Annotated in this window: 10 protein-coding genes and 3 tRNA genes; 4 read left to right on the top strand and 9 right to left on the bottom strand. The window is 34.7% G+C overall.

Annotated elements, in window-relative coordinates; all coding sequences use genetic code 11:
• Position 1 precedes the first annotated feature (1 nt).
• A complete protein-coding gene (recF, locus tag TZ94_RS00820) occupies positions 2–1,093 on the top strand; it encodes a DNA replication/repair protein RecF (RefSeq protein ID WP_045613268.1) in 1,092 nt (363 codons plus the stop codon).
• 54 nt (positions 1,094–1,147) lie between these two features.
• Here the strand turns inward: recF and guaB are convergent, their stop codons facing one another.
• On the bottom strand, positions 1,148–2,626 hold the full coding sequence (guaB, locus tag TZ94_RS00815; RefSeq protein ID WP_006154819.1) for an IMP dehydrogenase: 1,479 nt from the start codon (positions 2,624–2,626) through the stop codon (positions 1,148–1,150).
• 163 nt (positions 2,627–2,789) lie between these two features.
• Positions 2,790–3,815, bottom strand: coding sequence for a tryptophan--tRNA ligase (trpS, locus tag TZ94_RS00810; protein WP_045613266.1), 1,026 nt, complete (start codon positions 3,813–3,815; stop codon positions 2,790–2,792).
• Positions 3,816–4,020: 205 nt separating this feature from the next.
• On the opposite strand from trpS, the gene TZ94_RS00805 reads away from it, so the two are divergent.
• Positions 4,021–5,643 (top strand): ATP-binding cassette domain-containing protein, encoded by a 1,623-nt coding sequence (locus TZ94_RS00805; protein ID WP_045613263.1) that lies wholly within the window; start codon positions 4,021–4,023, stop codon positions 5,641–5,643.
• 89 nt (positions 5,644–5,732) lie between these two features.
• Here TZ94_RS00805 and TZ94_RS00800 read toward each other — a convergent pair whose 3' ends face one another.
• Entirely contained in the window at positions 5,733–8,375 is a 2,643-nt protein-coding gene (locus tag TZ94_RS00800) for a YhgE/Pip domain-containing protein (protein WP_045613261.1), read from the bottom strand.
• A gap of 129 nt (positions 8,376–8,504) precedes the next feature.
• On the opposite strand from TZ94_RS00800, the gene TZ94_RS00795 reads away from it, so the two are divergent.
• Positions 8,505–9,047, top strand: coding sequence for a TetR/AcrR family transcriptional regulator (locus TZ94_RS00795; protein WP_045613258.1), 543 nt, complete (start codon positions 8,505–8,507; stop codon positions 9,045–9,047).
• A 39-nt stretch (positions 9,048–9,086) separates the two neighbouring features.
• Here the strand turns inward: TZ94_RS00795 and TZ94_RS00790 are convergent.
• From TZ94_RS00790 to rlmH, 6 genes are all read right to left on the bottom strand, one after another.
• Positions 9,087–9,160 (bottom strand) — tRNA-Asn (locus TZ94_RS00790).
• 5 nt (positions 9,161–9,165) lie between these two features.
• Positions 9,166–9,237 (bottom strand) — tRNA-Glu (locus TZ94_RS00785).
• Positions 9,238–9,288: 51 nt separating this feature from the next.
• Positions 9,289–10,041: a competence system response regulator transcription factor ComE gene (gene comE / locus TZ94_RS00780; protein WP_045613256.1), complete on the bottom strand. Its 753-nt coding sequence runs from the start codon at positions 10,039–10,041 to the stop codon at positions 9,289–9,291.
• On the bottom strand, positions 10,038–11,357 hold the full coding sequence (gene comD, locus TZ94_RS00775; RefSeq protein ID WP_045613254.1) for a competence system sensor histidine kinase ComD: 1,320 nt from the start codon (positions 11,355–11,357) through the stop codon (positions 10,038–10,040). The genes comE and comD overlap by 4 nt, the downstream gene beginning before the upstream one ends.
• Before the next feature lie 169 nt (positions 11,358–11,526).
• Positions 11,527–11,600, bottom strand: a tRNA-Arg gene (locus TZ94_RS00770).
• 41 nt (positions 11,601–11,641) lie between these two features.
• A complete protein-coding gene (gene rlmH / locus TZ94_RS00765; protein ID WP_006150541.1) occupies positions 11,642–12,121 on the bottom strand; it encodes a 23S rRNA (pseudouridine(1915)-N(3))-methyltransferase RlmH in 480 nt (159 codons plus the stop codon).
• Positions 12,122–12,305: 184 nt separating this feature from the next.
• Between rlmH and TZ94_RS00760 the strand changes: the two genes are divergently transcribed.
• A complete protein-coding gene (locus TZ94_RS00760; protein WP_045613252.1) occupies positions 12,306–13,490 on the top strand; it encodes a S1C family serine protease in 1,185 nt (394 codons plus the stop codon).
• Position 13,491 lies beyond the last annotated feature (1 nt).

Raw genomic sequence — 13,491 nt, 5'->3', positions numbered from 1 at the left:
TATGTGGCTGAAAAACTTATCCATTAAACAATTTCGTAACTATCGAGATACAGAAATTGATTTTAACCCAAAATTAAATGTATTTGTTGGTCGGAACGCTCAAGGAAAAACAAATCTTCTTGAAAGTATTTATTTTTTAGCTCTAACAAGAAGTCACAGAACAAAGACTGACAAAAATTTAATTCAATTTGAAGAAGAGCAACTACAAGTTTCTGGAATCTTGCAGAAAAAAACGGCAACTATACCACTTGAAATAGACCTCACACAAAAAGGTCGAATTACAAAAGTAAACCACTTAAAGCAAGCTCGTCTTTCTGATTATATCGGACATATGAACGTTGTCTTATTTGCTCCAGAAGATTTACAGCTTGTCAAAGGTGCTCCGGCCATTCGTCGTAAGTTCATTGACATAGAATTAGGGCAAATCAAACCGATTTACTTGTCAGACCTGTCAAGTTATAACCACATCCTTAAACAGAGAAATAGCTATCTAAAATCTACACAAAATATTGATGACACTTTTTTATCTGTCCTTGATGACCAACTTGTAGAGTACGGATGTCGTGTAATGATTCATAGAGCTGACTTCTTACAAAAAATGGATCACTTTGGAAAGAGGAAACACTTTGATATCTCAGACCAGTCAGAAGAGTTGTCAATTTTCTATCAACCTTCTGTAAACTTCGTTGACAAAGAATATTTAGCTGATTCTTTCCATGTAGCACTCCAAAAAAGTAGATCTAGAGATTTATTTAAGAAGAATACGGGAGTTGGCCCTCATCGGGATGATATGACTTTCTTAATCAATGGAATAGACGCAAGTTTTGGTAGTCAAGGACAGCATCGTAGTCTAGTTCTTTCTGTAAAACTTGCTGAAATCGAATTGATGGAAAGCATCACCAAGGAATCTCCAATTCTTTTACTTGACGATGTTATGAGTGAACTTGACAATAGTCGTCAACTTAAATTGTTAGAAACAATTTCTCATAATATCCAAACCTTTATTACAACTACTAGTTTAGACCATCTTCAAAACTTGCCTGATACCCTTAGTGTATTTACAGTAAATAATGGTCAAATAGTTGTAAATTAAAGTTTACAGTTTTATCAAAACAAAAAATCTCCTGTCAAACAGGAGATTTTTTTATTACATTGAGTAGTTTGGAGCTTCATTAGTGATTTGCACATCGTGTGGATGGCTTTCTTTTAGACCCGCACCAGACATTTCGATAAATTGAGCATTGTCATGCAATTCTTTAAGATTAGCTGCACCACAATATCCCATACCAGAACGGATACCACCAATCATTTGGAAGACGATATCAGCAGCAGCTCCTTTATAAGCAACACGTCCTTCAATTCCTTCTGGAACAAGTTTGTTCGCTTCATTAACAGAACCTTGGAAGTAACGGTCGCTTGAACCTTTCTTCATTGCGGCGATTGAACCCATACCACGGTAAGTCTTAAACTTACGTCCTTGGAAGATTTCAGTTTCACCTGGAGCTTCATCTGTTCCTGCAAACATTGATCCAAGCATTACTGCATTTCCACCAGCAGCAAGAGCTTTAACAATATCTCCAGAATACTTGATTCCACCATCAGCAATGATTGTTTTACCATATTCACGCGCCACTGCTGCAGCATCGTAAATAGCTGTAACTTGAGGAACTCCAACACCTGCGATTACACGAGTTGTACAGATTGAACCTGGGCCAATACCGACTTTAACAACGTCAACACCTGCATCATAAAGAGCACGCGCACCTTCAGCAGTAGCGATGTTCCCAGCAATCAGTGTACGGTCTGGGAAATGAGCACGAATTTCAGCGATTTTACGAAGTACACCCGCTGAGTGACCATGGGCAGTATCGATAACAATAGCATCAGCTCCTGCTTCAAAGAGGGCTTCTGCACGTTCAAATGTGTCAGAAGTAACTCCTACCGCACCAGCAACTAGAAGACGACCGAATTCATCTTTTGCAGCATTTGGGAACTCAATCACTTTTTCAATATCTTTAATGGTGATTAAACCAGAAAGACGACCCTCTTCGTCAACTAAAGGTAATTTCTCAATACGGTGTTCTTGAAGAATACTCTCTGCAGTTTTTAAGTCTGTACCAACCGGAGCAGTAACTAGGTTTTCACTAGTCATGTGTTTTGAAATTGGTTGATTGTAGTCAGAAATGAAACGTAGATCTCGGTTTGTCAAAATACCAATTAACTTACGGTTTTCAAGAGTTTCAACCACTGGGACACCACTGATACGGTAACGGCCCATGAGTTCATCTGCTTCAGCGATTGTATGTTCAGGAGTCAAGAAGAATGGATCAATGATAACACCATTTTCAGAACGTTTTACCTTACGAACTTCGTCAGCTTGTTGCTCAATAGACATGTTTTTATGGATAACTCCAAGTCCACCTGCACGCGCGATTGCAATGGCCATTTGGCTTTCTGTTACAGTGTCCATTGCAGCTGTAATAATTGGGATATTTAAAGTCAAATTATCTGCCAATTTTGTTGTTAAATCCGCATCATTAGGCAACACATGACTCTCTGCTGGAATGAGCAATACATCATCAAAGGTAAAACCTTTTTTCAAAAATTTAGTGTCCCAATTAGACATTGAAGTTTCCTCTTTTCTTTCTTTATTGAGCAAAACGCTTTTTGTATTGTATCTATCATACCATTCTATGAAAATTTGTCAATTAAATTTATAAGAGAATAAATAAAAAAACTATCCCTCTTATTTTAAAGAAGAGATAGTTTTGTAGTTCAAATTTTACCCATTAGTGAAAGTAATTTAGACCCATTGCAGCTTTTACTTCTGATAATGTTTGGCCAGCAACTTCTCGAGCTTTTTCACTACCTTTTTGGAGCATATTATAAACCTCACCCATATCTTTAGCATATTCTAGGCGACGTTCACGGATTGGACCAAGTTCACGTTCTAGGATTTCAAGTAGGTAACGTTTGGTCTTAACATCCCCAAGGCCTCCACGTTGATAATGTTCCTTCATTTCAGCAATTTCTTGAGCATCCTCAGGGCGACCAAATACGTCTAAGTAATGGAAAACCATATTTCCTTCAATCTTACCTGGATCCTCAACACGAATATGGTCTGGATCTGTATACATACTCATCACTTTTTTACGCAAAGTATCTGCATCATCAGCTAGGTAAATTCCATTATTAAGTGATTTCGACATTTTGGCATTACCATCAAGACCTGGTAAACGTCCCGCACCTTCATGCTCAGGATAAATTCCTTCTGGTTCTACTAAAACATCACAGTTATAGGAATGGTTGAAAGAACGAACAATTTCACGTGTTTGTTCAATCATCGGCTTTTGATCATTCCCTACTGGAACTAAGTTAGCCTTAAATGCTGTAATATCTGCTGCTTGCGCAACTGGATAAACTAAAAATCCAGTTGGAATACTTTCTCCAAAGCCTTTTTGAGCAATTTCAGTCTTTACGGTTGGATTTCGTTCCAAACGAGCTAATGAAACTAGGTTCATATAGTACATAGACAGCTCTGCCAATTCTGGAATCTGACTTTGAATGAAAATCGTTGCTTTATTAGGATCTAATCCCACTGCAAGATAGTCCAATGCAACATTTCCAATAGACTCTACAATAGTTTGTGGATCTTTTGCATGGTCAGTTAAGGCTTGCTGGTCAGCTAAAAAAACAAACATGTCATATTTATCTTCTTCCTGTAGTAAAACACGGTTTTTTAAGCTACCTACATAGTGTCCAATATGTAATTTCCCCGTTGGACGATCTCCTGTTAAAATAATGGGTTTACTCATAATATTCTCCTTTGATATGGTCCTTTCAATTATAGCATTTTTTTGATAAAAAGACAGATAATTTTTTTAATCAAACAATAGTTTTCTAGCTATAAAACCGTAAAGAAACTGTCAACTTACTTTACAAAAAATTGACAAATAAAAATTTGAATATTTACTAATTTTCTAGTAGAATTAGAGTATTACATATAATAGGAGAAAAACATTGCTAACAGTATCTGATGTCTCACTACGCTTTAGTGACCGCAAACTTTTTGATGATGTCAACATTAAATTTACAGAAGGAAATACCTATGGTTTGATTGGTGCTAATGGTGCCGGAAAGTCAACCTTTTTGAAAATTCTAGCTGGAGATATTGAACCAACAACTGGTCATGTCTCTCTAGGACCAGACGAACGTCTTTCAGTTCTTCGTCAAAATCATTTTGACTATGAGGACGAACGTGTTATTGATGTTGTCATCATGGGAAATGAAAAACTTTACAACATCATGAAAGAAAAAGACGCCATTTATATGAAGGAAGATTTTTCAGACGAAGATGGTGTTCGTGCTGCTGAACTTGAAGGAGAATTTGCTGAACTAGGTGGTTGGGAAGCTGAGAGTGAAGCTTCACAACTTTTACAAAATTTGAATATCCCAGAGGATCTTCATTATCAAAATATGAGTGAACTTGCAAATGGTGACAAAGTGAAGGTGCTCCTTGCTAAAGCTCTATTTGGTAAACCAGATGTCCTTCTTTTGGATGAGCCTACCAACGGTCTTGATATTCAATCTATTACCTGGTTAGAAGATTTCTTGATTGATTTTGATAACACAGTTATTGTCGTATCCCATGACCGTCACTTCTTGAACAAAGTATGTACACACATGGCCGACCTTGACTTTGGAAAAATCAAACTCTACGTAGGTAACTACGATTTCTGGAAAGAATCTTCTGAACTAGCTGCTAAATTACAAGCTGACCGTAATGCAAAAGCAGAAGAAAAGATCAAACAACTTCAAGAATTCGTTGCTCGATTCTCTGCCAATGCTTCTAAATCAAGGCAAGCGACTTCACGTAAGAAAATGCTTGACAAGATTGAACTTGAAGAAATTGTACCTTCTAGCCGTAAATATCCATTTATCAACTTTAAAGCTGAACGAGAAATTGGTAATGATCTATTGACAGTCGAAAATCTATCTGTCAAGATTGATGGCGAAACTATTCTTGACAACATCAGCTTCATCTTGCGTCCAGGGGATAAGACAGCTCTTATTGGGCAAAACGACATCCAAACAACTGCCTTGATTCGTGCGATTATGGGTGATATCGACTATGAAGGAACTGTCAAGTGGGGAGTTACAACTAGTCGCTCTTACTTACCAAAAGACAATTCTGCTGATTTTGCAGATGGCGAGTCGATTCTTGACTGGCTCCGTCAATTTGCAAGTAAAGAAGAAGATGACAATACCTTCCTTCGTGGATTCCTCGGACGCATGCTCTTTTCTGGAGACGAGGTTAACAAGCCTGTAAATGTCCTGTCAGGGGGGGAAAAGGTGCGCGTGATGCTTTCAAAACTCATGCTTTTGAAATCAAACGTTCTTGTACTTGACGATCCTACAAATCACTTGGATTTGGAATCTATTTCAAGCTTGAACGATGGATTGAAAAACTTCAAAGAATCTATCATCTTTGCCAGTCACGACCATGAGTTTATTCAAACTTTGGCTAACCATATCATTGTCTTATCTAAAAACGGTGTAATCGACCGTATCGATGAAACCTACGATGAATTTCTTGAAAATGAAGAAGTTCAAGCTAAAGTCAAAGAACTTTGGAAAGATTAGGAATAACTTTAAAAAACTCAGTTGATTTAACCAACTGAGTTTTTTTATTAATTACTTGTAAATCATTCATTGTTTCACGTGAAACTTTTTTAATCTTCATCCATTTTTTTAGGTTGATAAGCTAGCATACCTAATCCTATGAATAGAACTAAAGTTACGAGAAGGAAAATTACCTGATGATGAATATTTCCTGTCATAGAAATGGTTTGTCTCAATCCTGAAACTGAATAACTCATTGGTAACCAAGGATTAACAGCTTTAAAGAAATCATTTGTCAAAGCAAGTGGATATGTTCCTGCACTCGAAGCTAATTGTAATAATAGCAATATTAGAGAGAAGAAAGCACCCAAACGACTATTCCATGTTGTTAATGCAGTTACCATAGACATAAATGTTAAGCTTGCGATAATAATTAAGAACAAGGTTCTCATTTCATGATTTGCTGTTAGACCAATAAGATGAACGCCACCATAGACTAAGACAGCGGCTAAAACAGCTATAACTCCATTTATCTCGAAGCGAGACTTAAACCACGCCCAGCGACTTTCAGGATGACGACCTGAAGGTAATTTAGCAAAAATCATATTTGTTGATAATGCTGCAACAAAAAGTGCAACTGATATCATGTAAGGAGCCATTGCAATCCCATTTACAGGAACCTGATCATTATCTGTCTTTGAAAGACTTAAGGGTTCCGCTAATGTTTCTGCATTTTTTGACTCTGTTGATGCTGATTTTAATTGATTGCTTGCGTTACTTAATCCTTGTCCTAGATCAGTAGTTCCTACTTGTAAACTTTCAATACCAGCAGTTAAAGTTGCTCCACCTTCAGCTAATTTTCCAGCACCATCTGCAATTTTTGCTGCTCCATTTCCTAATTGAGAAGCACCTGAAAGTAACTGACTGGATTTGTCTGCTAATTGACCAGATCCTGATTGTAATTTATCAACTCCTGCCATTAATTCTTGACTCTTTTGATTCAATTGGTTAGAGCCAGTTGATAATTTTTCAATACCAGATACCAATTCTGGAGTTTTTTCAACTAATTGACCAACTCCTGCTGTCAAGCTAGAAGATTTTTGTGTCAAGGTAGTTGAGCCTGAAACTAGTTGATCCAAACTACCTGTCAAGGTGGAATTTTTTTCACTTAGTTGACTTGCGCCCTGAGAAATTTTATCAACACCTGCAGTATATGCATTTACACCTGATGCAATCGACTGACTAGCAGGAACTAATTTACTCGTCACTGCTCCCTGCATTTCTGTTAATCCACTTGACAATCCTGTCAAAGAAGTAGAAGCAAGCGGTAATACTTGATTGGCTTGATTTTTTAATGTCGAAAGATTTGAAGATTGATTTTGTAAGTTTTCTAAACTTCCCTGTAAACCTTGTACTAAAGCTATAATTGACTGAGCCGATTGAATACTATCAGTCGAATTTTGAGATACAGAAGCGCTTATCTCAGCTTGTTGCTCACTTGTCAATGATTGATAAGCTGCTGTCGATTGAATATTGGCTAATGTAGTTGCTTTTTCAGACTGAGCACTTGCTAGCATTTGATTAGAAAGAGAAACTATACTTGATAAAACAGAAGATAATTGTTTTGTATCTCCAACATCAATATTTTGAATGGCTTGATTTAACTGATTTAGACCAGAAGATAATTGATTAATTTGATCTTTTTGCTCAGACGAAGTATCTAACTTGCTAGAAAGTTGTTGAATCCCTTCACTTAATTGCTCCACACCCATTCGAAGTGTAGCTGATTGACTAGATAACTGATTTGCACCTGTTGCAAGATTTTCCACTCCATTTGTATAGGCACTAACACCAGATGAAAATTGATTAAGACCAGTATTGAGCTGAGAAACACCACCAGTATAGGCCTCTACACCAGTATATAATTGATTGATTCCTCCTACTAATTCAGGACTTTTAGAAGCTAATTGACCTAATCCGCTATCTAATTTACTTACTGCACCAGTATATGTAACTAAACCACTATTAAAAGTCCCTAAGCCAAGATGAAGTTGTTCAACACCAGAAACATAAGAGGATAATCCTTTAGTAAACTGCTCCGTTCCATTTGAAAATGTTAAACTTGAATCTGCTAAAGAGTGTAGGTTAGTAGTCAATGTCTGACTTCCTACAGCTAACTGACTGGCCCCGTTAGCCAATTGTTCACTCCCATCGGCTGCCTTCGTTAAACCGGATTTTAAATCACCCATCTTTTGAAATAAAGCTTTCGTATAGGATTCGGTTACATTAGCAGAAACATTCTGTTTTAACTGTGTCATAGCAGAATCACTCATCTTACTTGCAATGAAGCTATGTCCACTAGAAGTTTGATAGTCAATGTTCATTTGTTCTGGGTGATCTGTTAAAATAGAAGCAGCCTTTTCAGACAAATCACTTGGCAAAGTCACTACCATATAGTAATCGCCATTCTCTAGTCCTTTTTTTCCTTCTTCCTCATTTACAAAATGAAAATCCAAGGATTTATTGTTTTCTAAATTAGACACCATGTCTTTTCCAATGCTCATTGTATTTCCATTGTAAGACGCTTCTTTATCATTATTAACGACCGCTACAGGCAACTCAGATAATTGGCCATATGGATCCCACATAGATGATAAAAATATGATGTTGTATAAGGCAGGAATAAGAGAAATCCCTATCATTACAATGATAAAGGTTGGTTTTTTAAAAATTGCTTTCCATTCTTTAAACATATTGTCTCCTTTTTTTACACATATTGTCTAAAATTTTGATATAATAGATTATACATTAAAAAATCCAAAATACAAGGTAAAAATTCATTTTTTTGACACTACGTCTATTTTTGTTCACAAGGAGAAACTATGACAGAGAGTAACAAACGCTTAAAAACAAAACGTACTATTGAGAATGCTATGGTTCAATTATTAATGGAACAACCATTTGATCAAATTTCTACTGTTAAACTAGCTGAGAAAGCTGGAATTAGTCGCTCTAGTTTTTATACTCATTACAAAGATAAGTATGATATGATTGAGCATTATCAAAGTAAGCTTTTTCATACCTTTGAGTATATTTTCCAAAAACATGCTCATCATAAAAGGGATGCTATTTTAGAAGTATTTGAGTACCTAGAGTCTGAACCATTACTAGCTGCTCTTCTATCTGAAAATGGTACAAAAGAGATACAAAACTTCTTGAGAAATAAACTTCACATTATGCTTAGCACTGACCTCCAAAAACGCTTTATGCAATTAAATTTAAACAATACTGAGTTAGAGTATAGTAGCATTTATCTAACAAACGCACTATTTGGTGTATGTCAAACCTGGATTGCTCATGGAAAAAAAGAAAGTCCACAAGAAATGACAAACTTTCTTATGAAAATGTTGGGAGATGCAAATTAGAGACAAAAAAAGAACACCAATGGTGTTCTTTTTGTTTAACTCCGCCAGTAGGACTCGAACCTACGACATCATGATTAACAGTCATGCGCTACTACCAACTGAGCTATGGCGGATAATATAGTCCGTACGGGATTCGAACCCGTGTTACCGCCGTGAAAAGGCGGTGTCTTAACCCCTTGACCAACGGACCATCTATCTGTAGCAGATATAACCATTATATCAATTTCTTACTAATTGTCAATCACTTTTTAGATTTTTTCTCCAGAATATCTCTTAATTTCCGTACCTTTAGACGAGTAATTGGACAACGATGATCCTCATAAAAAACCACTTCTAAATTTTTTCGATCAATTTCCCTAATATTTCCTACATTGACAAGAAATGATTTATGAGCAGAATAAAATCTTTGAGTATCTTTATCTTTTTCTTGAATATCCGCCATAGTACCATAAAATTCTTTGGCAAAATTCTTACCAATAATCCTTAATTTATGAGATACTCCTGTTGTTTCAATATATAAAATATCATGGTAGGGAATTTTCAAATCATTTCCCTTGTAATTATAGTCAAAATAATCCACAACATCTTTATTTTCAAGCAGCATACTTTTGGTATATAAGATACTCTGTTCGATACGTTTTTTAAATAATTCATCATTGATATCTTTATCAACAAAATCCAAGGCTGATACTTGATATTTGTAAGTTAAGGTAGCAAATTCTGATCTACTAGTGATAAATACGATAATTGCATAAGGATTGTGGCGACGAATAAACTGTGCTACCTCAAATCCTTTTTTCTCAATTCCATGAATATCAATATCTAGAAAATAAAGCTGGTTTACTTCATCATTTTCGATGTATTCCTTAAATTCTCGTTCTTTACCTGTTGTTTTATAAGAAATAGGAATATTTAATTCCTTTGAAATTTCATCTAGGGTTCTTTCTAATCTGACCTGATGTTGAATTACATCTTCTAAAATTAATACTTTCATTCAAACTCTCTCTTAAATCTAATAATCTGTCTAAACGTACTATCTTCCATCTCTGTTTCTAAAATGATATTTTCATACTTATCCAAAATCTCTTTGACATTATTAAGGCCAATTCCTCTATTTCTACCCTTAGTAGAAAAACCTAGTTCAAATAAGTCTTCTGAAGGTGTCATAGTAATTTTACACGAATTTTGAATCACGATAACTGTTTCTAAATCCATCTTAATCACTGCAACCTCCATTTGTTTTGAGGAACTTTCTGCAGCACCCTCAACGGCATTGTTCAATAATACGCTCATAATACGCACAAGATCAAGTAAATCGATTGACAATCTTGTGATAATATCCTTTACTTCTAGTGTAAACTCTACGTCCTTATTTCTTGCATATACAATGGATTGTGCAATTAAACTTCGTAAAGCTGAATCTTCTATATTATTTAAATCAAAGTATGTATACTTATCTGAACGTAATTTTTGATTAGCTTTGACTAGAACTTGATTGTAAATCCTGTCAATTTCCTGTAAATCTTTACTGTCAATCGCCATTTGCATACTGACAAGCATCCCTGCATAATCATGACGAAAACCACGGATTTCGTTATACAAAGCCACAATTTCATCTGTGTAAGTCTGTAAATGTTCTTGTTCAAATTTTTTCTGATTTAGAGCAATTTCTCTTTCAACTTGGACCTTCTTGGCATTCATTGCAAAGAAGATTAGTAATAAACAAATAAAGACAATTGTTGCTAAAATACTACTAAAACTATTAAAATGTTCATGAATATTCAACATATCTGAAATGAATAATAGAATATGTAGAGCAAAGAAAGCAAAGATGACCTTTTTAAAAAATGGATAAAGGTAATCTTTATCAAAATAAGTAAGTTCAAGATGAAAATAAATAATAATTTTTTTAGTGATAAAATACGTCAGCATCAAAACCACTACAAAAAATAAATCTTCATATTTTATTAAGAAAGAATCACCTGTTATAGAGGATATGATTACTGCTATAAATGTATGAGTACTTTGATATAATAAAGACAATAATAAACTAATAAAAATAGCTTTGAACTTATTATATTTTTTAAATCCTATTAAATAAGCAAAGATAATACAGGTAAATGAAATTTTTTCCATTCCTAATCCATGTAAAGAAGTTAAATAGAATAAAATTTCAACAATAGACTGTAATATAAATACCCAAGAAATAAACAGATATCTTTCTTTTTTTGTTGCCTTACAAATGAGTTCATAGCTATTTGTTAGAATAAGAATATGAAGAATAACTATGAGTATTTTCAATAAATCCATTATATCTCCCTATAATGTGTTCTCTTTTTCCTTATAAATGAACTTACAAACCTATTATACAAAATGTGATTTATATTATAAGTAATCATTCTCAACTGCACATTTTTGTACCTGAACTGTCATTTTTTTACAAAAAACGCTGGGTTTCCCCAGCGTTAAATCTAGTATATGATCCCAGCAGGATTCGAACCTGCGACCGTTCGCTTAGAAGGCGAATGCTCTATCCAGCTGAGCTATGAGACCTAACTAGTTTATCTTATCAAAATAATCGAGAATAGTCAATCCTATTTATGATAAGGAGAACCTTGTTGAATGGTAAAAGCTCGGTATATCTGCTCTGTTAATACGAGACGCATTAATTGATGTGGGAGAGTTAAACGACCAAAACTTACTGATAGGTTAGCTCGTTTTTTCACTTCATTGGATAATCCTAAACTTCCACCAATAACAAAAGTTAAGGTTGAAAAACCATTAATAGATGCTTGTTCTAACTGTTTACTGAATTCTTCAGAAGACAAGGTTTTCCCTTCAATAGCTAAAACGACAACAAATTCTCTATCTCCAATTTTTGAAAGAATTCGATTTCCTTCTAAATCCAAGATTTTTTCATTTTCAGAATCACTAGCACGATCTGGTGTCTTCTCATCAGCTAATTCAACCATTTCTACAGTAGCAAAACGAGAAATTCTTTTAGAATATTCAGCAATTCCATCTTTGAGATACTTTTCTTTTAGTTTTCCAACCGTTACAATTTTAATTTTCATGTTTCTATTTTATCATAATCGTATTCTATTCACATCTTATTCACAAATAAAAGCGAAGAAAGTAGCAATAAATTCACAAGTTTTTAACAGTTTTCCACAGATTGTTGAAAACTAAATAATTTTAAGCATAAATTAAGTTAGTAATTTTATACTTTTACTAACTTAATAAAATATGGAGGATTGTATGAAACACTTACATAATTTTTCGAAAAAGATTGGGAAACTTTTACTCATTGTTCTTGTTGGTTTTTTTAGTGGTATTTTAGGTAGTCTGGTAATTCTTCAATTCAACCAAAAACAAGAAATCACAAAACAAAATAGTACAGGAATCACTCAAACAGCTGTAAAAAATGAAAATTCTACTACTCAAGCTGTTGATAAAGTTAAAGATGCTGTTGTCTCTATTATCACTTATTCAGGAAACTCTCAAAATAGTTTTATTGGAACTGATGATACTGATATAGATTCAAATACTGAGCAAGTTAACAGTGAAGGTTCTGGTGTTATTTATAAAAAAGAAGGTGAATCTGCCTATTTAGTTACTAATACTCACGTTATTAATGGTGCTAAAAAAGTTGACGTTCGTTTGACTGATGGAACAAAAGTCCCAGGTGAAATTGTTGGTTCTGATACCTATTCTGATATTGCAGTAGTTAAAATCTCTTCAGAAAAAGTTTCTACAGTTGCTGAGTTTGGTGATTCAAGTCAATTAGCTGTTGGAGAAACAGCTATCGCAATCGGTAGTCCTTTAGGTTCAGAATATGCAAATACAGTTACTCAAGGGATTGTATCAAGCTTGAACAGACATGTTTCTTTGAAAGCTGAAGATGGTCAAGCCATTTCAACGAATGCTATCCAAACAGATACAGCTATTAACCCTGGTAACTCTGGAGGTCCTTTGATTAATATCCAGGGACAAGTTATCGGTATTACATCAAGTAAAATTGCCTCAAATGGTGGAACATCTGTAGAAGGCCTTGGTTTTGCTATTCCTGCAAATGATGTTATTAATATTATTAAACAATTAGAAAAAGATGGAAAAGTAACTCGACCAGCGCTTGGTATCCACATGGTTAACTTAACAAACCTCAGCACAGCTGACCTTCAAAAATTAAAACTTCCTGATAATGTTACTTCTGGTGTAGCTGTTCGATCTGTTCAGAAGAATATGCCTGCCAATGGACATCTACAACAATATGATGTCATCACAAAAGTAGATGATACTAAGATTTCATCTACAACTGAATTACAAAACGCTCTATATAGTCACTCTATTGGAGATGAAATGACTGTAACTTATTACCGTAATGGTAAAGAAGAAACAACTAAAATCAAGTTGGACAAGAGTACTAGTGATTTAAATCAATAGT

The sequence above is a fragment of the Streptococcus infantis genome, from assembly GCF_000960085.1.
Taxonomy (GTDB): domain Bacteria; phylum Bacillota; class Bacilli; order Lactobacillales; family Streptococcaceae; genus Streptococcus; species Streptococcus infantis_C.
Note: the sequence above shows the minus strand (reverse complement) of the source record. Positions and strands in the feature narration are given on the sequence as shown.